The 21,348-nt window shown below is 59.8% G+C and carries 24 protein-coding genes, 1 tRNA gene and 1 pseudogene; 14 read left to right on the forward strand and 12 right to left on the reverse strand.

Translation table 11 applies throughout. The annotated features are described in order from the left end of the window. The first annotated feature begins 16 nt into the window (after positions 1 to 16). The 5 genes from GIW28_RS03510 to GIW28_RS03530 all read left to right on the forward strand — a co-directional run bounded on the left by GIW28_RS03510 (position 17) and on the right by GIW28_RS03530 (position 5,876). The gene (locus GIW28_RS03510; RefSeq protein WP_169987105.1) at positions 17 to 1,603 is read left to right on the forward strand and encodes an ABC transporter substrate-binding protein; all 1,587 of its coding nucleotides are present in this window, start codon (positions 17 to 19) and stop codon (positions 1,601 to 1,603) included. A 149-nt stretch (positions 1,604 to 1,752) separates the two neighbouring features. After that, positions 1,753 to 2,712 carry an ABC transporter permease gene (locus GIW28_RS03515; protein ID WP_236447014.1) on the forward strand — a complete coding sequence of 320 codons (960 nt, stop codon included), beginning with the start codon at positions 1,753 to 1,755 and terminating at the stop codon, positions 2,710 to 2,712. A 3-nt stretch (positions 2,713 to 2,715) separates the two neighbouring features. Then, on the forward strand, positions 2,716 to 3,543 hold the full coding sequence (locus GIW28_RS03520; protein ID WP_236447015.1) for an ABC transporter permease: 828 nt from the start codon (positions 2,716 to 2,718) through the stop codon (positions 3,541 to 3,543). Between the two features lie 2 nt (positions 3,544 to 3,545). Continuing rightward, a complete protein-coding gene (locus tag GIW28_RS03525) occupies positions 3,546 to 5,165 on the forward strand; it encodes an ABC transporter ATP-binding protein (protein WP_177034083.1) in 1,620 nt (539 codons plus the stop codon). A 9-nt stretch (positions 5,166 to 5,174) separates the two neighbouring features. Further along, a complete protein-coding gene (locus tag GIW28_RS03530) occupies positions 5,175 to 5,876 on the forward strand; it encodes an NAD(P)H-dependent oxidoreductase (RefSeq protein WP_017139016.1) in 702 nt (233 codons plus the stop codon). A 120-nt stretch (positions 5,877 to 5,996) separates the two neighbouring features. Here the strand turns inward: GIW28_RS03530 and GIW28_RS03535 are convergent, their stop codons facing one another. Both GIW28_RS03535 and GIW28_RS30605 read right to left on the reverse strand, forming a co-directional pair. Continuing rightward, on the reverse strand, positions 5,997 to 7,076 hold the full coding sequence (locus tag GIW28_RS03535) for a 3-deoxy-7-phosphoheptulonate synthase (RefSeq protein WP_236447016.1): 1,080 nt from the start codon (positions 7,074 to 7,076) through the stop codon (positions 5,997 to 5,999). A 340-nt stretch (positions 7,077 to 7,416) separates the two neighbouring features. After that, positions 7,417 to 7,551, reverse strand: coding sequence for a hypothetical protein (locus GIW28_RS30605; protein WP_268938815.1), 135 nt, complete (start codon positions 7,549 to 7,551; stop codon positions 7,417 to 7,419). 145 nt (positions 7,552 to 7,696) lie between these two features. On the opposite strand from GIW28_RS30605, the gene GIW28_RS03540 reads away from it, so the two are divergent. Then, positions 7,697 to 8,446 (forward strand): carbon-nitrogen hydrolase family protein, encoded by a 750-nt coding sequence (locus GIW28_RS03540; RefSeq protein ID WP_236447017.1) that lies wholly within the window; start codon positions 7,697 to 7,699, stop codon positions 8,444 to 8,446. A 1-nt stretch (position 8,447) separates the two neighbouring features. After that, on the forward strand, positions 8,448 to 8,894 hold the full coding sequence (locus tag GIW28_RS03545) for a GNAT family N-acetyltransferase (RefSeq protein WP_099547684.1): 447 nt from the start codon (positions 8,448 to 8,450) through the stop codon (positions 8,892 to 8,894). Positions 8,895 to 8,929: 35 nt separating this feature from the next. On the opposite strand, the gene GIW28_RS03550 is transcribed toward GIW28_RS03545, so the two are convergent. Beyond that, positions 8,930 to 9,169 (reverse strand): DNA-binding protein, encoded by a 240-nt coding sequence (locus GIW28_RS03550; RefSeq protein ID WP_017139021.1) that lies wholly within the window; start codon positions 9,167 to 9,169, stop codon positions 8,930 to 8,932. Positions 9,170 to 9,250: 81 nt separating this feature from the next. Here GIW28_RS03550 and GIW28_RS03555 point away from each other — a divergent pair, with 81 nt between their 5' ends. From GIW28_RS03555 to GIW28_RS03580, 6 genes and pseudogenes are all read left to right on the forward strand, one after another. After that, a complete protein-coding gene (locus GIW28_RS03555) occupies positions 9,251 to 9,616 on the forward strand; it encodes a helix-turn-helix domain-containing protein (RefSeq protein WP_236447018.1) in 366 nt (121 codons plus the stop codon). A 151-nt stretch (positions 9,617 to 9,767) separates the two neighbouring features. Next, entirely contained in the window at positions 9,768 to 10,409 is a 642-nt protein-coding gene (gene gacA / locus GIW28_RS03560) for a response regulator transcription factor GacA (RefSeq protein WP_003190387.1), read from the forward strand. A gap of 1 nt (position 10,410) precedes the next feature. Continuing rightward, a complete protein-coding gene (gene uvrC, locus GIW28_RS03565; protein WP_099547686.1) occupies positions 10,411 to 12,234 on the forward strand; it encodes an excinuclease ABC subunit UvrC in 1,824 nt (607 codons plus the stop codon). A gap of 32 nt (positions 12,235 to 12,266) precedes the next feature. Next, a complete protein-coding gene (gene pgsA, locus GIW28_RS03570; RefSeq protein ID WP_099547687.1) occupies positions 12,267 to 12,827 on the forward strand; it encodes a CDP-diacylglycerol--glycerol-3-phosphate 3-phosphatidyltransferase in 561 nt (186 codons plus the stop codon). Between the two features lie 63 nt (positions 12,828 to 12,890). Next, positions 12,891 to 12,966 (forward strand) — tRNA-Gly (locus GIW28_RS03575). A 167-nt stretch (positions 12,967 to 13,133) separates the two neighbouring features. Further along, positions 13,134 to 13,367 (forward strand): annotated as a pseudogene (locus GIW28_RS03580) (phage integrase central domain-containing protein); the annotation flags it as partial. Positions 13,368 to 13,633: 266 nt separating this feature from the next. Here the strand turns inward: GIW28_RS03580 and GIW28_RS03585 are convergent. Continuing rightward, on the reverse strand, positions 13,634 to 14,029 hold the full coding sequence (locus GIW28_RS03585) for a RidA family protein (RefSeq protein WP_017139024.1): 396 nt from the start codon (positions 14,027 to 14,029) through the stop codon (positions 13,634 to 13,636). Between the two features lie 141 nt (positions 14,030 to 14,170). On the opposite strand from GIW28_RS03585, the gene GIW28_RS03590 reads away from it, so the two are divergent. After that, positions 14,171 to 15,085, forward strand: coding sequence for a LysR family transcriptional regulator (locus GIW28_RS03590; protein WP_186617380.1), 915 nt, complete (start codon positions 14,171 to 14,173; stop codon positions 15,083 to 15,085). 30 nt (positions 15,086 to 15,115) lie between these two features. Here the strand turns inward: GIW28_RS03590 and GIW28_RS03595 are convergent, their stop codons facing one another. The 8 genes from GIW28_RS03595 to GIW28_RS03630 form a co-directional block, all read right to left on the reverse strand. After that, complete coding sequence (locus GIW28_RS03595) at positions 15,116 to 15,553, reverse strand: hypothetical protein (protein WP_017139026.1); 438 nt, start codon at positions 15,551 to 15,553, stop codon at positions 15,116 to 15,118. Continuing rightward, positions 15,534 to 16,301 (reverse strand): SDR family NAD(P)-dependent oxidoreductase, encoded by a 768-nt coding sequence (locus tag GIW28_RS03600; RefSeq protein ID WP_099547690.1) that lies wholly within the window; start codon positions 16,299 to 16,301, stop codon positions 15,534 to 15,536. The genes GIW28_RS03595 and GIW28_RS03600 overlap by 20 nt, the downstream gene beginning before the upstream one ends. Positions 16,302 to 16,309: 8 nt before the next feature. Then, on the reverse strand, positions 16,310 to 17,128 hold the full coding sequence (locus GIW28_RS03605; protein WP_236448227.1) for an SDR family NAD(P)-dependent oxidoreductase: 819 nt from the start codon (positions 17,126 to 17,128) through the stop codon (positions 16,310 to 16,312). Next, positions 17,082 to 18,230: an oxidoreductase gene (locus GIW28_RS03610; RefSeq protein ID WP_017139029.1), complete on the reverse strand. Its 1,149-nt coding sequence runs from the start codon at positions 18,228 to 18,230 to the stop codon at positions 17,082 to 17,084. The genes GIW28_RS03605 and GIW28_RS03610 overlap by 47 nt, the downstream gene beginning before the upstream one ends. Before the next feature lie 13 nt (positions 18,231 to 18,243). Then, positions 18,244 to 19,449: an AfsA-related hotdog domain-containing protein gene (locus GIW28_RS03615; RefSeq protein WP_017139030.1), complete on the reverse strand. Its 1,206-nt coding sequence runs from the start codon at positions 19,447 to 19,449 to the stop codon at positions 18,244 to 18,246. Next, positions 19,446 to 19,976, reverse strand: a complete 531-nt coding sequence (locus GIW28_RS03620) for a DUF2867 domain-containing protein (RefSeq protein WP_099547692.1) — start codon at positions 19,974 to 19,976, stop codon at positions 19,446 to 19,448. Before GIW28_RS03620 ends, GIW28_RS03615 begins: the two co-directional genes overlap by 4 nt. A gap of 13 nt (positions 19,977 to 19,989) precedes the next feature. After that, entirely contained in the window at positions 19,990 to 20,583 is a 594-nt protein-coding gene (locus tag GIW28_RS03625; protein WP_017139032.1) for an NAD(P)H-dependent oxidoreductase, read from the reverse strand. A 139-nt stretch (positions 20,584 to 20,722) separates the two neighbouring features. Continuing rightward, entirely contained in the window at positions 20,723 to 21,298 is a 576-nt protein-coding gene (locus tag GIW28_RS03630) for an acyl-homoserine-lactone synthase (protein WP_017139033.1), read from the reverse strand. Between the last annotated feature and the right edge of the window lie 50 nt (positions 21,299 to 21,348).

Below are 21,348 nucleotides of genomic sequence, written 5' to 3' on the forward strand. Positions count from 1 at the left end.
TTAGAGGAGCAAGACCATGAGCGAAAACAACAACAAAATGACTCAAGCGATGCACCGAAGGGACTTTCTCAAACACAGCGCCGTGGCGGGTGCGGTGGCGGCAGCGTTTTCCATGGGCCTGCCGTTGCACGCGTTTGCCGAAGAGGCGACACCCAAAGCCGGCGGCGTGCTGCGCCTGGGCCTGGCCGGCGGCAGCACCACCGATTCGCGCGACCCCGGCTCCTGGGTCGACACCTTCACGTTCGTCGGCTTCTCGGCGGTGTACAACACGCTGACTGAAATTGCCGTCGACGGCAGCGCGATCCCCGAATTGGCCGAGCGTTTTGAGTTCACCCCGGATGCGCGGGTGTGGACCTTTCACTTGCGTCAGGGCGTGACCTTCCACAACGGCAAAAGCCTCAGCGCCGACGATGTGGTTGCGTCGATCAATCACCACCTGAGCAAAGACTCCACGTCGGCGGCCAAAACCGTACTGGGTGACGTCGCCAGTGTCAGCGCCAAGGGCAATGATACGGTGGTGTTCGAGCTGCATTCCGGCAATGCCGACTTTGCTTATGTAGTTGCCGATTACCACCTGGTGATCATGCCCGCCAAGGACGGCGGCGCCGATTGGCAGGCCGGCGTGGGGACCAGCGGTTACCGCCTGAAAAGCTTTGACCCCGGCGTGCGCATGGACCTGGAACGCAACCCCGATTACTGGAAGCCCGGCCGCGCGCACTTCGCCAGCGCAGAACTGCTGGCCATCGCCGACGGCGCGGCGCGGGTCAATGCACTGGTGACCGGGCAAGTGGATGTGATCAACAAGGTCGACCTGAAAACCGTGGCCTTGCTCAAGCGCAATCCAAATCTTGTGATCGAGGAAACCAAGGGCGCCCAGCACTACACCTTCCCGATGCTGTGCGACAGCAACGAGTTCAAGAACAACGACATCCGCCTGGCGATGAAGCACGCGATCAACCGCGAAACCTTGCTGGCCTCAGTGCTGCATGGCTATGGCCTGGTTGGCAACGACCACCCGATCCAGCCCGGCAGCCGCTTTATCAACGCGGCGCTGGAGCAACGCACTTACGACCCGGACAAGTCACGCTTTTACCTGCGCAAAGCCGGTGTGGAGTCGCTCAAGGTACGGCTGCAAGCCTCCGACGCCGCCTACACCGGCGCGGTGGACGCCTCGGTGCTGTTCAAGGAGCAGGCGCGCCAGGCCGGTATCGACATTGACGTGGTGCGCGAACCCGCTGACGGGTTCTTCTCCAATGTGTGGATGAAGCAGCCATTCACCACCTCGTTCTGGTACAGCAGCCTGACCGCCGACCGCATGTTCAGTATCGGCTATGCCAAAGGTGCAGCCTGGAACGAAACCCACTGGGACAACCCACGCTTCAACCAACTGCTCACCGCCGCCCGTGGCGAGATGAACGCGCCGCTGCGCCAAGAGATGTACAACGAAATGCAGGCCCTGTGCCGCGATGACGGCGGCGCGATTGTGCCGCTGTTCGCCAGCTCCGTGGCGGCGCGCTCGAACCGCGTGAGTCATGGGCCGCTGACGGCGCCCTACGGCGAACTGGATGGGTTGCGGTTGATTGAGCGGTGGTGGCAGGCATAGAAACCCTCCAAACAATGAAGATTCAATGTGGGAGCTGGCTTGCCTGCAATGGCGGTGTGTCAGGCTAAAAATCTATCGCTGATGTACCGCTATCGCAGGCAAGCCAGCTCCCACACTGGATTTGTGGTGGCTTAGGAGTCAACACACACATGAATAGTCTGTTGAAACTGGTCTTCCAGAGATTGGCCCTCGGCCTACTGTCGTTGTTCGCCGTCTCGGTGATCATCTTCCTCGCCGTCGGCCTGCTGCCCGGCGATATCGCCCAGGCCATGCTCGGCCAGTCGGCCACGCCGGAAACCATCGCCGCTTTCCGCGCGCAGTTGGGCCTGGATCTGCCGCCGCTGACGCGCTTTGCGCACTGGCTGTTGCGGCTGTTACAGGGTGATCTGGGTGCGTCGCTGGCCAACCAGCGGCCCATCGCCGAGTTGATCGGTGCGCGGCTGGGTAACACCTTGAACCTGGCCGCCCTGGCGGCATTGGTGTCGGTGCCTACCGCGCTGGTACTGGGCATGCTTGCGGCGCTGTACCGCAACAGCTGGTTCGATCGCCTGCTCAACACCACGGCGTTGAGCGCAGTGTCGTTCCCGGAGTTCTTTGTCGCGTACCTGCTGATCCTGGTGTTCTCGGTGAAGCTGGGCTGGTTTCCCAGCCTGTCCAACCTGGCGCCGGATGCCACGTTCGGCATGCTCCTGGAGCGCTCGGTGCTGCCGGTTGCCACCCTGAGTCTGGTGGTGATCGCGCAAATGATGCGCATGACCCGCGCCTCCTTGATCAACCTGTTGGCCAGCCCGTATATCGAGATGGCCCGGCTCAAGGGCATCAGCCAATCGCGGATTATCTGGAAGCACGCGTTGCCCAATGCACTGGCGCCGATCGTCAACGTGGTGGCGCTGAACCTGGCGTACCTGGTGGTGGGTGTGGTGGTGGTCGAGGTGGTGTTTGTCTATCCAGGGCTCGGCCAGTTGCTGGTGGACTCGGTGTCCAAGCGTGACATCCCGGTGGTGCAGGCGTGCAGCCTGATTTTTGCCGCCACCTACATCCTGCTCAATACCGGGGCGGATGTGCTGTCCATCGCCAGCAACCCACGCCTGATGCATCCCAAGGGGTAAGCCATGAGCCTGTTGAGCCAAGTGGCCCGGGCGCCGTTGAGCGCCAAGTTCGGCCTGCTGATTATTCTGTTATACGTCGCGCTGGCGCTGTTGGCGCCGCTGCTGGCGCCCTATGGCGAAACCCAGGTGGTGGGTGAAGGCTTCGCGCCGTGGAGCGTCCAGTTTTTGCTGGGCACCGATAACCTGGGGCGCGACATGTTCAGCCGCCTGATGTACGGCGCGCGCAATACCTTGGGCATTGCCTTCCTGACGACGACGCTGGCGTTTCTGCTCGGTGGTTTGAGCGGTTTGGTCGCGGCGATCAAGGGCGGCTGGGTCGACCAGGGGTTGTCGCGGGTGGTGGATATCCTCATGGCGATCCCGCAGCTGATTTTTGCCTTGTTGATTCTCAGCGTGGTCGGCACCAATGCCACCTCGCTGGTGCTGGTGATTGCGCTGCTGGATTCGACGCGGGTGTTTCGCTTGGCCCGCGCGGTGGCGATGACGGTGGTGGTGCAGGATTTTGTCGAAGCCGCGCGCCTGCGCGGTGAAGGCTTGTGGTGGCTGGTCACCCGCGAAGTGCTGCCCAACGCCGCGGCGCCGCTGATCGCCGAGTTCGGCCTGCGTTTTTGCTTTGTGTTCCTGTTTATCAGCGCGCTGTCGTTCCTCGGCCTGGGCATCCAACCGCCCACCGCCGACTGGGGCAGCATGGTGCGCGACAACGCGGTGTTGATTACCTTCGGCGATATCAGCCCATTGTTGCCCGCGTTGGCGGTGGCGTTGATCACCGTCAGTGTGAATTTTGTCGTCGACTGGATGCTGCACAAATCCAGCGGCCTGAAGGAGGGTTGAGGATGGGCAGGCCATTGCTGGAAATCCACAACCTGCAGGTGGAAGGGCATTACGAGGATGCCTGGCACCCGTTGATCAAGGGCATTGATCTGACCTTGCAGCGCGGTGAAGTGTTGGGGCTGATCGGTGAGTCCGGGGCGGGTAAATCCACCCTCGGGCTGGCAGCGATGGGCTATGCGCGCGACGGTTGCCGCATCATCGGCGGCTCGGTGTGTTTTGATGGCATTGAGTTGCTGCAGGCCAAGCCCGAAGCCTTGCGCAAGCTGCGCGGCTTGCGCATCGCGTATGTGGCGCAGAGCGCGGCGGCGTCCTTCAACCCGGCGCACCGCCTGATCGACCAGCATGTGGAAACGGCGGTGATCAACGGCGGCATCAGCCGCGCCCAGGCCGAGCGCGAGGCGGTGGAGCTGTACCGCGTACTGCGTTTGCCCAACCCCGAGACCATTGGCCAACGCTACCCGCATCAAGTCTCGGGCGGGCAGTTGCAGCGGGTGATGACGGCCATGGCCATGGCCTGCCATCCGGACCTGATTATCTTCGACGAACCCACCACCGCCCTCGACGTCACCACCCAGATCGAAGTGCTGGCGGCGATCCGTGACGCGGTGAAAACCTTCGGCAGCGCCGCGTTGTATATCAGCCACGATCTCGCCGTGGTCGCGCAGATGGCCGACCGCATCATGGTGCTGCGCCACGGCAAGTTGGTGGAGGAGGCCGACACTCGCAGCATGCTCAGCCAGCCGCAGCAGGACTACACCAAATCATTGTGGGCAGTGCGCAGCTTTCGCACCGAGCCCAAGGCATGCCCGGTGGCGCAGGTGCCGTTGCTGGAAGTGCGTCAGGCCTGCGCCAGCTATGGGCAGCAGCCGGTACTGCATGGGGTGTCGATGCAGCTGTATCGCGGCCAGACCCTGGCGGTGATCGGCGAGTCCGGCAGTGGTAAAAGCTCCACCGCGCGCTTGATTACCGGGCTGCTGCCGGCCACGGCGGGGCAGGTGCTGTATGACGGCGAGGCGCTGCCGGTGGATTTTCGGCGGCGCAGCAAGGAGCAATTGCGGCGCATCCAGATGATCTACCAGATCCCCGACACGGCGCTGAACCCGCGTCAGCGCATCGTCGACATCATCGGCCGGCCACTCACGTTTTACCTGGGCCTCAAAGGCAAGGCGATGCGCGCGCGGGTCGCCGAGTTGCTGGAGATGATTGAGCTGGACCCGGCGGTGTTCATGGAGCGCCAGCCCCGTGAATTATCGGGCGGGCAAAAGCAACGTATCTGTATCGCCCGCGCGCTGGCGGCCGACCCGCAACTGATCATCTGCGATGAAGTCACCTCGGCCCTCGATCAACTGGTGGCCGAGGGCGTGCTGAAACTGCTCAACCGCCTGCAGCAACAACTGGGCGTGGCCTACCTGTTTATCACCCACGACGTGGCCACCGTGCGGGCGATTGCCGACGAGGTGCTGGTGATGCAGCGGGGCAGGGTAGTGGACCAAGGCAGCCGCAATGCGATTTTTACTCCGCCGTACCAGGCTTACACCGGCCTGTTGTTTTCATCGGAGCCGGAAATGGACCCGGACTGGCTCGACCATTTGCTGGCCCAACGGGCGGCGCCCACTGTTTGAGGAATGCACATGAAGGTGTTGATTGTTCACGCTCACCCTGAGCCTCAGTCGTTTACCGCGGCGTTGCGCGACCAGGCGCTGGCTACGTTACAAGGCCAGGGCCATGAAGTGCAGGTGAGTGACTTGTATGCCATGCAATGGAACCCTGTGGCGTCTGCCGCTGACTTTGCCACGCGGGAGAATCCGGATTATCTGGTGTATGCCCTGGAGCAGCGCCTGGGCGTAAAAAATCAGTCGATCGCGGCGGACATCCAGGGCGAACTGGACAAGCTGCTGTGGGCCGACCTGCTGATCCTCAACTTCCCGATCTTCTGGTTCTCGGCACCGGCCATGCTCAAGGGCTGGATCGACCGGGTGCTGGTGTCCGGCGTGTGTTACGGCGGCAAGCGTTTTTACGATCAGGGCGGGCTGGCAGGCAAGCGCGCGCTGGTCGCCGTGACCTTGGGCGGGCGTGAGCATATGTTTGGTGAGGGCACGATTCACGGGCCGTTGGAGGAGATGCTGCGGCCGATTCTGCGCGGCACCTTGGCGTATGTCGGGTATGACGTGCTGGCGCCATTTGTGGCCTGGCATGTGCCGTATATCAGTGCCGAGGCGCGGCAGGATTTTCTGCTGGGGTATGAACAGCGGCTGCAAGGGCTTGCGGATGAGCAGCCCTTGGTATTTCCGAAGCTGGCGCAGTTTGATGAGGCGTTGTATCCACTGTCCTGAACGCAACGATATTCAAATGTGGGAGCTGGCTTGCCTGCGATAGCATCAACTCGGTGTACCTGACACACCGGGGTGTCTGCATCGCAGGCAAGCCAGCTCCCACATTTTGATCTGCATGGATCAGTTGGCTGTGTGTTGCTGGCGGAGGCGCTCAGCCGCACTGCGCAGCAATTGCTCGGTGCCGCTCCAACCCAGGCAACCATCGGTCACCGACACCCCGTACTTCATCGACGCGCTCAACGGTTGGCAGCCTTCGAACAGGTGGCTTTCGAGCATCATGCCGATCAGCGACGTGTCACCCTGCAGGCGCTGCTGGAGCACGTCGTTGAACACCGCCGGTTGACGCAGCGGGTCTTTGCCGCTGTTGGCGTGGCTGCAATCGACCATGATGCGCGCCGCGACCTTGGACTTGGCCAGGTCGTGTTTCACCTGCGCCACGCTTTTCGCATCGTAGTTCGGCCCACGATGACCGCCGCGCAATACCAGGTGCGTGTCGGGGTTGCCCGGTGTCTGGATGATCGCCGGATGGCCTTGGCTGTCCACCCCGAAGTGACGATGCGGGTGAGACGCTGAGCGCATCGCATCACAGGCAATCGCGACGCCGCCGTCGGTGCCATTCTTGAAGCCGACCGGCATGCCCAGGCCGCTGGCCATTTCGCGGTGGATCTGCGATTCGGTGGTGCGTGCGCCGATGGCGACCCAACTGAGCAGGTCATCGAAGTAGCCGGCGGCCATGGGTTGCAGCAGCTCGGTGGCGACCGGCAAACCCAGGCGCAGCATCTCGCGCATCAGTTCGCGCGACAGGGTCAAGCCTGCGGCCATGTCGTCGCTGCCATCCAGGTGCGGGTCGTAGGCCAGGCCTTTCCAGCCGATGGTGGTGCGCGGTTTTTCGACGTAGGCACGGATCACCAGCAGCATCTGGTCGCTGACTTCCAGCGCGAGCTTCTTGAGGTTGCGCGCGTATTCCATGGCCGACTCGGGGTCGTGGATCGAACACGGGCCGACAATCACCAGCAAACGCGAGTCTTCGCCATTGAGGATGGCGCGCACGGCTTGGCGATGGGCGTGGATCTGTTCGTTGAGGAACGGGCTGAGGGGCAACTGGTGCTTGAGTTCAAGGGAACTGGGCAGGCGCTGGGTCAGGGCTTCATTGGCGCTGGACAGGTTGGCAACAGGCAAGGCGGCAGTGGCAGAGTTCATATTCAAGGCTTCCTGGGCAAGCGGCGGGCTGTTCCCGCACGCTCTGCCCTACTGGGGTGTTCGACAATTGGCCGTATTGGCTACGTGTGTTGGCTTGCCACCAATAGGTGACCGATCGGAGGCGGCAGGCTGTCCCGAACGGAGCTTGCTAAATCGCCATGCAGTCGAAGTGTCGTAACGGTAATAAGTGGCGTAGTTCATGTCGTGAGTCCTTTTAGTGTTCGGTGTGAAGCAAAATTATTGGGGCCTTGAAAAAACAAAACCCCCGGTCGGGGAGCCGACCGGGGGTTAGATTTCTCTGGTAGGCGACCCCTTGAGTAGTGGGCGCCGATTTCAGGTATCAGGCGCGCCAGTGGCTGAACCAATACCCAAAATAAAAGCTGACCAGTGCGCTCAAACCGCTCACACGGGTAGCCGACACCAAGCGCGGGGCGCTGGCAGCAGGGCAAACCTGAGTGTGGGTGAGTTGCAACATGGTGTTTCTCCAAATGATGGGGGGAGCTTACTAGAGGCACGCGGGTTGATTCAATCAGTAATTTCTATCGCATGACCTACTTACGGCTATGGGGTAAGTGCCGATATGCTGGTAACACGTTAATAATGATTGCCAGGACGCGACCATGACTGCCTTGACCCTTGCCGCTGCTCAAACCACTTCCATCGCCGGCGACGTGCCGGGCAACATCCAGGGGCACCTGAGGTTCATGCAGGCGGCGGCGGAGCAGGGCGTGCAATTGTTGGTGTTTCCGGAATTGTCGTTGACCGGCTATGAACCCGCTTTGGCCGCCCAACTGGCAATTACGCCCGAGGACGTGCTGCTGGCGCCGCTGCGTGAGATGGCGCAAGAGCTGCGAATGACCGCAGTGGTGGGCATGCCGATTCGCTTGGCACCCGGGTCCGGTGTGTTTATTGGCGCCCTGGTGTTGGGCGCAGATGGCTCGCTGGCGGTCTACACCAAGCAGCATTTGCACCCGGGCGAAGAGGTGGCGTTTGTCGCAGGGCAGGGCGGTGCAGCACTCGAATGGGCGGATGACCGGATTGCGCTGGCGGTCTGTGCGGACTTTTCCCACGCCAGCCATCCGCGTCTGGCGGCAGAGGCTGGCGCTACGGTGTACGCCGCCGGTGTGCTGATCAGCGAAGGCGGGTACGCGACCGACAGCGCGCTGCTTCAGGGGTATGCCGCAGAGCATCGCATGCTGGTACTGATGGCCAACCATGGTGGCCCGTCCGGCGGTTATACCTGTGCGGGGCGCAGCGCTATCTGGAGCGCTGATGGAACCCTGCTTGCCGACGTACCGGGCATTGGCGAGGCCTTGGTGATTGCTCGCCGCAACGGTGAGCAATGGACTGGCCAAGTGGTAGCCTTCTGAAATGGCTTTTCACCTGCGCGCGGCGACGGACCGCGACCTGCCATTCGCACGAACGCTGACCCATGAAGCCATGAACCGCTATTACCTGCAGTACGATTTGTTGTGGTCTGACCATGGCTTTGACGTCGCCTGGGCTTCGCGTGAAAACTGGCTGATTTGTCAGAATGAAACCGTGATGGGGTTTATCAGCGTGAATCGTGACAGCCAGGCACTCTATATTCGCGAATTACACCTGCTCGAGCGCTGCCGCAAACAGGGCGCTGGCAGTTGGGTGTTACAGCAGATGGTGCTTAAGACGTGTGCGCAGGGCTTGGGCCTTTTACGCTTGACCGTGTTCAAGACCAACCCGGCGAGACGCCTGTATCAGCGCCAAGGGTTGAGTATTGTCGGGGAGGAGGACTGCTTTTGGCGCATGGAGCGCGAGTGTCGAGCGGCTGTCGTGGACTAAATCAGGCACGCTGTAGGAATAAGCGCATACTGCGCTCAGGACACACTGCTTGGATTAAGGTGTTGAGCGACGCGTTCATCCACGATAATCCCTTCTTTCATGCCCAGCAGCACCGCTACTTTATGGGCTTCCCCACGCCGTCCCTTTTTACGCCCAGCAAGCACTTGATACGTGGTGGCCGGATCAACGCCATGTTCACGTGCGAACGCTTGAACTGACTTTCCTTGATATTCCAGCCAGGCCTTGGCTTGTGCAGCGGTACGGATTCCGGGCATAGTTCAAAACCGTTCAAGTTTGTGTAATACGAGATGAATGTGTCACCTCTTGGGGTGTGCCAGATAGGATCATACATCCAAATGAGTGGAATCGGTTCGCGTTTGCGGCAAGAAAGAGAGCGACTTGGCTTGTCGCAAAAAGCATTTGGTGAAATTGGAGGGGTTGAGGCCAATGCCCAGGGTAAATATGAAAATGGGGGCCGGGCGCCTAAAGCCGACTACCTGTCACGGGTAGCCGAAAAAGGTGTGGACATCCTGTATGTGTTGACCGGCAACGCCACCCCGCTTCAATTGGAAAACCTCAGCCAGACAGAAGAGAAAGTCCTCGGTGATTACCGCGCCATGTTCAAGGAGGACCAGGATGCAATCCGCCGCCTGACGTCTACCCTGGCCGAACATTCGGCTGCGTCGAATGGGAAAAGCAAACCGCAACCCCAGGATTCCTGACCTTTTACCCAGGAAATAGCGCTGCTTGTCATCCGACGGGCCGCCGCATCGCGTTGAAACTCTATATATATGACGCTAGCAGCTAGGTCTGCGCCTTGGTTTTTTGCTAAGGTGTTCAGCAACCTATAAGACCATATCGCGAGGTGTCTGCTTGATTAGGGTGCTAGTAGTCGATGACCATGATCTCGTTCGTACGGGCATTACACGAATGCTGGCTGACATCGATGGCCTGCAAGTAGTCGGCCAGGCTGAATCGGGGGAGGAATCCCTGATCAAGGCTCGGGAGTTGAAACCCGATGTGGTTTTGATGGACGTCAAGATGCCTGGGATTGGCGGTCTTGGTGCCACCACCAAATTGTTGCGCAGCCATCCGGACATCAAGGTCGTGGTGGTCACTGTGTGCGAGGAAGATCCGTTTCCTACACGGCTTCTGCAAGCTGGGGCAGCCGGTTACCTGACCAAGGGTGCAGGCCTGGCCGAGATGGTGCAAGCCATACGCCTGGTATTTGCCGGCCAGCGCTATATCAGCCCGCAGATTGCCCAGCAGTTGGCGATCAAATCGTTCCAGCCTACCAGCGACTCGCCGTTTGATGCGCTGTCGGAGCGGGAAATCCAGATCGCCTTGATGATCGTCGGCTGCCAGAAAGTACAGACGATCTCCGACAAGCTGTGCCTGTCGCCCAAAACCGTCAACACCTACCGCTATCGTATTTTCGAGAAGCTCGCCATCAGCAGTGATGTTGAGTTGACCCTGCTCGCGGTACGCCACGGCATGGTGGACGCCAGCGCCTGACATGACCACACCGTTTGATCCAAGTGCCTTTCTCTCAACCTGCAGTGGCCGCCCTGGCGTGTACCGCATGTTCGACAGCGAGGCACGCCTGCTTTACGTGGGCAAAGCCAAGAACCTGAAGAACCGCCTGGCGAGCTACTTTCGCAAGACCGGGCTGGCGCCGAAAACCGCCGCGCTGGTGGCGCGTATCGCCCAGGTTGAAACCACCATCACCGCCAATGAAACCGAGGCGCTGCTGCTGGAGCAGACGCTGATCAAGGAGTGGCGGCCGCCCTACAACATCCTGCTGCGTGACGACAAATCCTACCCCTATGTGTATTTGTCCGACGGCAACTTCCCGCGCCTGAGCATTCACCGAGGCGCAAAGAAGGCCAAAGGCAAGTATTTCGGCCCGTACCCGAGCGCCGGTGCGATCCGCGAAAGCCTGAGCCTGCTGCAAAAGACCTTTTTTGTGCGCCAGTGCGAAGACAGCTTCTACAAAAACCGCACGCGGCCGTGCCTGCAATACCAGATCAAACGTTGCAAGGCACCCTGTGTCGGCTTGGTTGAACCTGCTGAATACGCCGAAGACGTGCGCCATTCGGTGATGTTCCTCGAAGGACGCAGTAATGCCCTCACCGATGAACTCTCCGGCGCCATGGAGCAGGCCGCCAGCACCCTGGATTTCGAACGGGCCGCTGAGTTGCGCGACCAGATTTCGCTGTTGCGCCGCGTGCAGGACCAGCAAAGCATGGAGGGTGGCAACGGCGACGTCGATGTGATCGCTGCATTCGTCAACCCGGGCGGCGCCTGTGTGCACCTGATCAGCGTGCGTGGCGGGCGAGTGTTGGGCAGCAAGAACTTCTTCCCGCAGACTGGTATCGACGAGGAAGTGGCCGAAGTCATGGCCGCCTTCCTTGGCCAGTACTACGTCAGTAGCCCCGAGCGCGACTTGCCGTCCGAACTGATCGTCAACGTGGTGCATGAGGACTTCCCCACGCTGATCGAGGCGATCCACGAGCTGCGCGGGCGCGAGCTGGACATCAGCCACCGCGTACGCGGTACCCGCGCGCGCTGGCAGCAACTGGCGGTGACCAACGCCGAACAGGCCCTGGGCGCGCGTCTGGCCAATCGTCAGCACGTTGCCGCACGTTTCGATGCCCTGGCCGAGGTCCTCAACCTCGACGAGCCGCCCCAGCGCCTGGAGTGCTACGACATCAGCCACTCCAGCGGCGAAGCCACCGTGGCTTCCTGCGTGGTATTCGGGCCGGAAGGGCCGATCAAGTCCGATTACCGGCGCTACAACATCGAAGGCGTCACCGCCGGCGATGACTACGCCGCCATGCACCAGGCGCTCACGCGGCGCTTCAGTAAGCTCAAGGACGGCGAGGGCAAGCTCCCCGATATCCTGCTGGTAGACGGCGGCAAGGGCCAGTTGTCCATGGCCCGTGACGTGCTCAACGAACTGGCCGTGCCCGACCTGATCCTGCTCGGCGTAGCCAAGGGCGCCACGCGCAAGGCCGGTTTCGAGACGTTGTACTTGAATGATGCCGCCCATGAGTTCACTTTGAAGGGCGACTCACCCGCATTGCACCTGATCCAACAGATTCGTGACGAAGCCCACCGTTTTGCCATTACCGGCCACCGCGCCCGCCGTGGCAAAACCCGGCGAACCTCAACCCTGGAAGGGGTGGCGGGCGTTGGCCCGACGCGCCGTCGCGACTTGCTTAAACATTTTGGTGGCTTGCAGGAGCTATCCCGTGCCAGCATTGACGAAATAGCCAAAGCCCCCGGTATCAGTAAAAAGCTCGCAGAATTGATTTATGCAAGTCTGCACAGCGAATAGAATGCCTTCTCACCTCGTAGCCAGTTGTGCCGATGAATATCCCTAATCTGATCACCGTTCTACGCGTCCTGCTTATCCCGATTTTCATTTTGTTGTTCTATTTGCCCTACGAATGGAGCTACGCCGCCTCCAGTTCGGTGTTTGCCTTCGCTGCCGCAACCGACTGGCTCGACGGCTACCTGGCGCGCCGCCTGGAGCAGAGCACGCCATTCGGCGCGTTCCTTGACCCTGTGGCCGACAAACTCATGGTCGCCGTCGCCCTGGTCCTGCTGGTGCAGGAACATGGCAACCTGTGGCTGACCCTGCCGGCCGCCGTGATCATCGGCCGCGAGATCGTTGTCTCGGCCCTGCGCGAGTGGATGGCCGAAATCGGCGCCCGCGCCCACGTGGCCGTCTCCAACATGGGCAAATGGAAAACCGCCGCGCAAATGCTTGCGCTGGTGATTTTGCTGGCCAACCCATCGGACTTCTCGATTTGGGTTCTTATCGGTTACGCCTTACTGCTCATCGCCGCCGGCCTGACCCTGTGGTCCATGCTTCAGTATTTGCGCGCCGCCTGGCCGCATCTGCGTACCACCGTTGAAAAGAAATAAAACTTTTTTGAATCAAGGGGTTGACGGGGGTTCTGGATTCTATAGAATGCACACCACCAAGACGCGGGAATAGCTCAGTTGGTAGAGCACGACCTTGCCAAGGTCGGGGTCGCGAGTTCGAGTCTCGTTTCCCGCTCCAAAATTTGATCCACAGATGTCCACTGGACGCTGGGATCCACGAAATAGACGCTTAGGCGTCTTTTTTCGTTTCTGCGGAAAACCACTGGAATCCAGGGCAATCCGGTACGTTTAAGTATCGTTTTAAGTACTGTCTAACCGACAGACTCGAATTCGTATTGTTGCTGGATCCCCTCAGGTCGCCAAACCTCCCTCTCGCAAATCCTCAGGGTCTTCAAAAAAGACATTTTGCCGACCCTCGCTGAACGTCCTATCAAAAGCATCACCCGCCATGACCTGCTGGCCATTCTCAATACCATCGAACAACGCAAAGCCTTCATCATGGCTGAAAAATGCCGAACCTGGTTCAACCAGCTGTTTCACTATGCCCTGGTAAAGGTCGAAGGTATGGAACTCAATCCCCGGTGACGAACACCCCTATCTACTGATGGAGCATTCTTCCTGATTTGGTTTGCGAGCTGCGTCGAGCTGTTGGCTTCCTAGAGACGATATGGTGCCTCAAAACCTAGACAAATACCCCCATGGCCGAATCGTTATAAACATGTGTTTTCACACAGCCTGGCCAGAAGCAGGCGATGACATCAGGCATAAACCGACCGGGAGCGGAGGGTCACTTCAGAAAAAACAAGAGGGTTCCCTTTGTCGGTCGGAGAAGGCCTGAGCTGAGTTTATGGGGATAGTTTGGCAATCACCTTGATCTCGAAGTCGAAGCCGGACAACCAGGTCACGCCGATAGCGGTCGCCGTCGGGTAGGGAGCTTCGCCCCAGTACTCGGCCGCTACTTCCCAGATTGTTTCGAATGTTGAGTCGGGGTCGACCATGAAGATGGTCGTGTCCACCACATCCTCGAAACTACTGCCGGCCTCGGCCAGGATCGCGTTGAGGTTGGCGAAGGCCAGGCGAACCTGTGCCGCGAGGTCTGGCTCGGCCGAGCCATCCTTGCGGCTGCCGACCTGACCGGATACGAACAGAAAACCGTTGGAGCGAATCGCCGGTGAGTAGCGGTGGAGCTCGTACAGTGCATGGCGGTCAGGCGGGAAAACGACATCACGTTTGCGGGTCATTGCATACCTCCTTCGTGGGCCATCGCGGCCCGCTGTTTACGATGGAGCCAGTGTAAAAAGACGAGCGACCTGAATAAACGCGCAACGCTGGTCATGACTGTTTGTAGAATCCAAACTATCCAGATCCGAGTGAGGCGTGAAATGGACCGTTTCGATGCAATGCAGGCCTTTGCCCGAGTGGTGGAAACCGGCAGCTTCACCAAGGCGGCAGCCACCCTGCACATGAGCAAGACCACCGTGACGCAGCTCGTTCAGCAACTGGAAGCGAGGCTGCGTGTGCGTTTGCTCAACCGCACCACACGCAAGGTCAACGTCACCGCCGACGGCGCGGCCTACTACGAGCGCGTCATCCGGCTACTGGTCGATATGGACGACGCCGAGACCAGCCTGTCCAGCGCGTCGATGACACCGCGCGGGCGGCTGCGGGTGGATGTGCCCAGCCCGCTGGCGCGAATGCTGCTGATACCCGCCTTGCCGGGGTTCTTTGCACGCTACCCGGAAATCCAGCTGACCGTGGGCGCGAGCGATCGCATCGTCGATATCATTGGCGAAAACGTCGACTGCGTGTTGCGCGGCGGCGAGATCACCGATCAGTCCCTGGTGGCAAGGCATGTGGGCGATCTGAACATCGGCATGTATGCCGCGCCCGGCTATCTGCAGCGCTTCGGTATGCCGGCGCACCCTCGTGAGATGGAGGAGGGCAGGCACAGTACCGTTGGCTTCCTCTGGTTTCGTACCGGCAAATCCTTGCCCTACGCGATGCAGCGGGGTGAGGAACGCATTGAGGCCCAGGGTCGCCCGCAACTGACGGTCGACGACGGTAATGCGTACCTCGCCGCCGGCCTGGCTGGCCTGGGCATGCTTTGGCTACCGCAGTACATGGCCAAACCGCACCTGGTCAGCGGCGAGCTGCTGCCGCTGTTTGAGGACTGGCACATGGCGCCAATGCCGATGTATCTGGCATTCCCGCCGAATCGCCACGTCAGCGCCAAGGTGCGGGTATTTATCGACTGGGTAATAGAATTGATGGCCGAGCATGCGCCGGTGGTTAAGTGAAACAGGGCCCACAATGGGGGCCCGGCAGGATCAGGAAGAGCGGGCCCCTTGTTGGGTGGGTTTGGCGACGTTGCGCTCGAATAATCCGTGGGAAAACTCCAGTACCGCCAGCACCAGTTGAACGGCACCCAGCACCAGCAAGAACGGCGAAGCGCCACCGCTGACGGCCACTACCTGCAATACCACTACGATCACGCGTAGCAAGGCGCTGAGACGGGCGTGTTCGCGTGTGGGGGCTCGCCAACGCACAAAGCCCCACACGAGATATGCCCACGCACCGATGTTGAGCAGGAACATGGCCGTGGGGTCGAGCGTCGAGAAGGGGCTGTCGAAGCCCAGTTGATGATCGAGCCATTGGATCAGTGAATAGGCCCAGATGGACACCACCGGCAAGGCGAATGGAGCCATTGCAAGGACGTCGTATGCAGCGCCGACGCGTACGATTTTCTCATGTGTGGATTGGGTCATTGCGAGTCTCCTCCTGGAGTGGCTGGTTCAACAAGTCACGAATTTCTTGGAACTCTCCCGATTTCAGTCCATTACGATGGCGCTCGGCCAAGACGTAGGCGATATGCCCAGCGCGGGACTCGGCGTCGACGATGTAGCCGGGAGTTGCCGCTCGTTGTCGCAGCGCGACAAGGTCGCTGAAACGCTCATCCGCCGCCATGATGGTTCGTGCCACCGTTGTTTGGACGTTGCAGAGCCCCAGAACGGCAAAGAAGGTGTGTGGGTTTTCCAATTGATAGATTTTTGCCAGGGCGTTCAACGCCGCCTTGGATACCGAATATGAGAGCATCCCTGCACGTTGGCGCAGTGCCGAAATCGATGATGAGAAGACCACGGTACTGGGGGGCTGCGTCGCACTCAGCATAATGTCCAGGACCATTTTCACGGCGCCCAGGTTGAGCGCCAAGACGCTATTGAACTCCTGCATCGAGGTCTGCGTGGCCAGTTGGGGCGCGCTGCCGAACCTTCCCGCATTCAGGTAGACGGTCTCTACCGGGGTAGGGGTGCGCGATAGCAACGCCTGCAAGATTGCCGGCGCGCGCTCGATATCGGTCAAATCGCACCGCAGGAAGTGGAAGCGCTCCTGTGGCGGGATATTGGCCGCAGGGCTTCGTGACACCGCGAGCACTTCGTCGCCCCTGGCCAGGTGATAGCGCGCCAAAGCGTTGCCGATACCGGTGCTTACACCGGTGATCAATATGCTAGCCATGATTGCCCCTAGAATTTGCCGATGTGATAGCCGCCATCGGCGCTGAGCACCGTGCCGGTGATGTAGCTGGATCTCTTGCTCAGCAAAAACACGATCGCATCGGCGATTTCCTCTGGCTGGGCAAAGCGCTTCATGGCCGTCACGTCAAGCTTGCGCTGGGTGTTTTCCGGGTGGGCAGCCAGCCGTTCCGGAGAGTTCATACCTCCCAGTGTCGGCCCGGGCGCTACGGCGTTGACGCGTACGGCAAAGCGGGATTCGCTGTCGCAGGCGTTTTCCATGGCGGCGACCTGCGTCAAGGCATTGAGCGCTGTCTTGCTGGCGACATAGGCCACCTGATTGGCCATGGGCATCACGCCAGCGCACGAGGACACGTTGACGATCGCTCCATTGGGGTACTGGCTGATCAATGCCAGTTCTTTTTGCAGGCAGTAAAGGGGGCCGTTCAGGTTGGTGTGGATGACCCTGTTCCAGTCCTGCGGTTGGATTGTTGAGATCGGCGCGTAGGGGGCGGTAATGCCTGCGTTGTTGATTGCGTAGTGCAACCGATCAACCTCGCCAGCCACCGTCGCGAATGCCTCGGCTACTGACGTTTGCGACGCCACATCGCAAAAGATGAACTGCGCCGAAGCACCCAGTATCTCCAGAGCGGCGTCAGCCTTTTGCTGGTTCCTGCTCATCAGGAACAGCCGTGCGCCTGCTTCGGCCAGTTGCTTTGCCACCGCCAGGCCGATGCCGCTTGCACCGCCGGTAATGACGATGTTCTTGTCTTTAAATTCCATGTTATTGATTCCCGTAATGGATGTGAGCAGGACGCTTGTAATGCTCATTTACACAGCAATACACCCGATCGAGTTGCGGATTGCTCTTGTCCCGAAAGCAGTTACCGTCAAACCGGCATTGCTGGACCTGATCCTCGTGGCCGGCGAGCGACTTGCTGATCAGGTCGTTATCGGCAAAAAGGGCCCGGCTCATGCCGATCAGGTCGCAGTGACCAAGCCGCAGTTGATCTTCTGCCTCCTGCAGGGAGCCAATGAAACCGGCATAGCCGACCGGGAGCGAGGTGAACGACTTGATCAGGCGTACCCCTTCGACGAACTGTCGCTGAATTGTCGGATGGGCAGTAAGCATGTAGCGGAAGGTTTCCTTGATGGTGATCGAGCACATGATTGCCGACGTCCCCGCGTCCGCCAGGGCTGCCACCACGTCCTCGAGCAGTTCCGGTTGCTGCCCTCTGGCGCCCAGACAATCATCGATGCCCAGGCGCACGGAAACCTCCAGGTCTCCAGCGGTAACCCTATGAATGCGGTCGATGACTTCCAGCAGGAACCGCGCTCGCTTGATGGGGCTTGCGCCATAGGCGTCACGGCGATGGTTGGTCCAGGGCGACAGAAAACTGCTCAGCAGATAGCCGTTGGATGCCTGAAGCTGGACCATCCTGGCACCGGCCTGCCTGGCACGCAGAGCCGCTTGGGCAAACTGATCGCAGACAGCGTCGATGTCCTCGACACTCATCTCTACCAATAGATCGGCGCCGCTGCTGGCGGATAACGCACTGCGGCTCGGGCAAAGCAGCGGTTGGCCGCTGATCTGCGTGCCGCCTTGGGCTCCGTAATGCTGAAGTTGCACCACCACTGGGCAGTCCCGCTGGCGACCGTACTCCACCAGCGGCACGAGCTTTTCCAGGTTGGCATCGCTGTGCAGGCACAGGCCACGCGCATGCAGGCGCGTGGAAGGCGCTATGGAGGAGTTGCCCAGCACCACCATGGCGCAGCCACCGTCGATCACATGTTTATAGAAGGTGAGCATTTCCTCGGACAGCGAACCGTCCGAGGTGGCCAGGTCGATGCCCATCGGGGCGAAATACAAGCGGTTTTTCAGCGAAACGCTCTGGCCGATCACCAGTGGGCGTTGTGATATCTCATAGCTCATGGGCGCACGATCCTCATGCCACGATTTGCTCGTGGGCGAGAGAGGCAGGTGAAGGGGCAGCGGCAGCGGCCCATTGCATCTGCCCGGCAAAGAAGCAGTGGCACTTGATCGTTTCACGCAGTTCGCTGGCCTGGTTCTTGGACAGCTTGCCGAACACCAGCACTCGCTGGTCGGACTCGCTGGTGGAGCAGCTCGAAGCAACTGGCAGACTGAGGAAACCACCCCCTTCGATGTAGAGCGATACGGTACTGACCGTGCTCCAATCGATGGCCCCGGCTTGATGAGTCACCAGCACTCCCAGTACCGAGAGCAGGCTCAGCCTGGCTTGCAACACGCTATCGGCGTGATGCACGAGGATGTTCTTGGGCAAGCGATCAGAAGGGGCAAACCAATGATCCTGAGGGTAGTTCAACGAGCGCATGCGTTTGAACAGCGGTAACTTGATCACTGCGCCTTGTAGCCAAAGACGCGACACCAGCCGACCGTTCTGATAGAAGTTCGCGCACTTGTCGATGGACTTGGGTTGTGATCGCTTGAGGCCCTGGGCCTGCTGCACCACGACTTCGACTTCATAGGCCGATTCGGTGTAGGCATTGAAGGAAATGCGCAAGTCTTCGATAGAAATGGAAACTGCGCCGCGTTGGTGTCCCAAGTAGTTGTAGACGTAGTGGTACATGGCTTGCCTGGCCACTTCGATCAACATCAGGCCTGGTACATGTTCGTGCTGCTTGTTGTAGAAGTAGTAATTCTTGGTGTCGTTGATCAACAGATAAGACCCCTGCCTGGCCTTATCCCACTGCGCGAGCGCTTCAAGGCATTCGATCATGCGTAATACCTGGTCGGCCGGTATTTCGGTATCACCGCCCTGAAAATGCTGGGCCAGGTAGCGTTGGGCCTGCTGGGGAATGAATTCAGCCGTGAGGATGAAGTGGTCGCCGCACTCGGTATAGAAGTCAGTCAGGCGGATCTCGAAGGTGGAGAGTGTGCTCGCCTGCTGCGCGCTGATGGTCAAGGGCAGATAGCGCAGCACATACTGGCCATCTTGCGCACGGTACAGGGCCTTGAACAGGGCCTGATCCTGCGCGTTGCCAGCCAGTATTTCGGCACCGATCGGAGTGCTGAGAAAACTGGGCAGAAGCAGCCTTGGTCGAGCGATCAGGACATCCTTGGATGTGTCTTTGTGCAACAGATGAGGGTCAATCGAGTCTGCGCTGTTCATGAGTTGCGATCTCCAAGTGAGCGAGTTGGGGAATGTAGGGGGAGGTGGGACAGTAAAAGCTTGATGATGAGCCCATGCACCGGCGCCACCGGCAGCATGTACAGGCGGCCGAACGTGTTGAAGGTCTTGACGGAGGTGGTGATATGCAGGCAACGCGGTTGCGCGAGTGTTGCATCGATCGAGACCATGACCGCCAGATGGGTATCGCGTGAGGTCAGTACCAGCTTCTGTGCGCTGATGGCCTCGATGGTGAAGAAATCGAGCTTTTCGCCGACCGTCGGGACGCACTGTGGTGTGACGCCCGAGAACCCGCCGATCCTCTCGACGTGAAAGTGCTGGGAGATGCTGTCGCGCAGCCTGAACGCGCCTTTGAGCCAGGCGGGCGTCGCGGCCGTCATTTGGCAGTACAGTTCGAATACCGTGGATTCGGTGTCGATGATCGCGCTGGCCGAATGCAGAAAATTCAGCTCATGGTGCGCGGCCACCAGGCTGGCGCACGGTGGGATCTGGTCATTTGGCGTCTTCATCCTTGATGACGCCTTATTGCAGCAGGGCGATTTGCGCCTGCTCGGCCTGCAACAGCATGTTTTCGTAGAGCTGGTCGGCGGATGCCTGGTCCTCAATGACCTGTTCGGCGACATTCCGAGCGGTGACGTCGATTGATTCGTCATCGATGAATACCGATTCGTAAATCCCGACAACAGGCAGGTAGATACCTTTGACATACGCCACCGTCTGCTGCAAAGGCCTGAGCAATTCATCCAGTGTGTAACGGTTGAACCCGCCAGCGCGGTAGCCTGTGGATGGTGCACCCACCGTGGTGATGATCATGAACTCCTTGTTCTTGAGCTTGTCGCCGCCGCGTGCGTAGGCATAGCCGGGGGTGAACACTTCATCGATCCACTGTTTCATGATTGCCGGGCAGGAATACCAATACAACGGAAACAGCAACACGATGCGGTCATGGGCATCGAGCAACGCTTGCTCTGCATGAATATCGAACCCGGTGGGCGTGACCGCGCTGGCCAGGCTATGGACCTTGACGCCACGATGGCTGATCTTGCTCATGATCGCGGTATTGACGCGGGAAACCGAGAGATCAGGATGGCCAGAAATGACAATGACGTTTTTCATGTAGGGCGCGTGTCCTTTATAGAGTCGGTTGGAATGCCGATGCAGCACTATTTAAGAGTAGGTGCCTGAGGTTGTAACCTAACCTTTTGGGGAGTCGGCTTGGCCAACTTGCCGGCAGCGGCAGGCCTTTCGTGGTGCTTCAGGCCACTGCTCGATCAACAAGGCTGGGCGGTACCCTGATCCAGTTGGCCATGATCTTATGCCCGTCGATTACGGTCAGCTTGCCCTCGCAATGCGCGTCGAAGCCCGCTTTGCGCAACAATCGGGCAATCCCCGGCGGAGAGACCGTGATCAATTGGCGAACCTCGTGGCGAGCCGCGACCTTGAGCACTTCGTGCAGTAGCGCCACGGCGTTCGGCGATGACAGTGAATGGCCAGTGAAGGTCTGTTGTTGCAGGTCGACGGCGGCAAAACGGGAGATTTCCCAGATGTCTGCGGAATGAGGGAGTGCCTGGCCGCCAATCACCTGGGGGAACACCTCTCCCAGCAGATAGGGCTTGTGCGTGGGCAGCAGCCGCGCTACGCCGACGATGCGCGGGCCTTGATGGGCGATCACGTATACCGTGTCGTCGCGGTCGAATTGATCCAGTTCCTCACCGATCGCACAATCCAGATGCCATCCAAGCTTCTCGACAAATACGCGATAGCGATAGAGCAACAGGGCCTGCCACAGTTCTATCGGTAATGTAAGGCGCGTACCCGTGGTCATATACATGAGGAACCCTCGGCAAATAATCGAGGGGCTATTCGGCAGAATAATCGAAT

Origin of the sequence: Pseudomonas sp. PA-5-4B (assembly GCF_021606215.1) — a bacterium.
Taxonomy (GTDB): domain Bacteria; phylum Pseudomonadota; class Gammaproteobacteria; order Pseudomonadales; family Pseudomonadaceae; genus Aquipseudomonas; species Aquipseudomonas edaphica.

Coding starts and splice junctions, on each gene's coding strand:
- GIW28_RS03510 (WP_169987105.1), top strand. CDS start 17: ATGAGCGAAAACAACAACAAAATGACTCAAGCGATGCACCGAAGGGAC.
- GIW28_RS03515 (WP_236447014.1), top strand. CDS start 1,753: ATGAATAGTCTGTTGAAACTGGTCTTCCAGAGATTGGCCCTCGGCCTA.
- GIW28_RS03520 (WP_236447015.1), top strand. CDS start 2,716: ATGAGCCTGTTGAGCCAAGTGGCCCGGGCGCCGTTGAGCGCCAAGTTC.
- GIW28_RS03525 (WP_177034083.1), top strand. CDS start 3,546: ATGGGCAGGCCATTGCTGGAAATCCACAACCTGCAGGTGGAAGGGCAT.
- GIW28_RS03530 (WP_017139016.1), top strand. CDS start 5,175: ATGAAGGTGTTGATTGTTCACGCTCACCCTGAGCCTCAGTCGTTTACC.
- GIW28_RS03535 (WP_236447016.1), bottom strand. CDS start 7,076: ATGAACTCTGCCACTGCCGCCTTGCCTGTTGCCAACCTGTCCAGCGCC.
- GIW28_RS30605 (WP_268938815.1), bottom strand. CDS start 7,551: ATGTTGCAACTCACCCACACTCAGGTTTGCCCTGCTGCCAGCGCCCCG.
- GIW28_RS03540 (WP_236447017.1), top strand. CDS start 7,697: ATGACTGCCTTGACCCTTGCCGCTGCTCAAACCACTTCCATCGCCGGC.
- GIW28_RS03545 (WP_099547684.1), top strand. CDS start 8,448: ATGGCTTTTCACCTGCGCGCGGCGACGGACCGCGACCTGCCATTCGCA.
- GIW28_RS03550 (WP_017139021.1), bottom strand. CDS start 9,169: ATGCCCGGAATCCGTACCGCTGCACAAGCCAAGGCCTGGCTGGAATAT.
- GIW28_RS03555 (WP_236447018.1), top strand. CDS start 9,251: ATGAGTGGAATCGGTTCGCGTTTGCGGCAAGAAAGAGAGCGACTTGGC.
- uvrC (WP_099547686.1), top strand. CDS start 10,411: ATGACCACACCGTTTGATCCAAGTGCCTTTCTCTCAACCTGCAGTGGC.
- pgsA (WP_099547687.1), top strand. CDS start 12,267: ATGAATATCCCTAATCTGATCACCGTTCTACGCGTCCTGCTTATCCCG.
- GIW28_RS03585 (WP_017139024.1), bottom strand. CDS start 14,029: ATGACCCGCAAACGTGATGTCGTTTTCCCGCCTGACCGCCATGCACTG.
- GIW28_RS03590 (WP_186617380.1), top strand. CDS start 14,171: ATGGACCGTTTCGATGCAATGCAGGCCTTTGCCCGAGTGGTGGAAACC.
- GIW28_RS03595 (WP_017139026.1), bottom strand. CDS start 15,553: ATGACCCAATCCACACATGAGAAAATCGTACGCGTCGGCGCTGCATAC.
- GIW28_RS03600 (WP_099547690.1), bottom strand. CDS start 16,301: ATGGCTAGCATATTGATCACCGGTGTAAGCACCGGTATCGGCAACGCT.
- GIW28_RS03605 (WP_236448227.1), bottom strand. CDS start 17,128: ATGAGCATTACAAGCGTCCTGCTCACATCCATTACGGGAATCAATAAC.
- GIW28_RS03610 (WP_017139029.1), bottom strand. CDS start 18,230: ATGAGCTATGAGATATCACAACGCCCACTGGTGATCGGCCAGAGCGTT.
- GIW28_RS03615 (WP_017139030.1), bottom strand. CDS start 19,449: ATGAACAGCGCAGACTCGATTGACCCTCATCTGTTGCACAAAGACACA.
- GIW28_RS03620 (WP_099547692.1), bottom strand. CDS start 19,976: ATGAAGACGCCAAATGACCAGATCCCACCGTGCGCCAGCCTGGTGGCC.
- GIW28_RS03625 (WP_017139032.1), bottom strand. CDS start 20,583: ATGAAAAACGTCATTGTCATTTCTGGCCATCCTGATCTCTCGGTTTCC.
- GIW28_RS03630 (WP_017139033.1), bottom strand. CDS start 21,298: ATGTATATGACCACGGGTACGCGCCTTACATTACCGATAGAACTGTGG.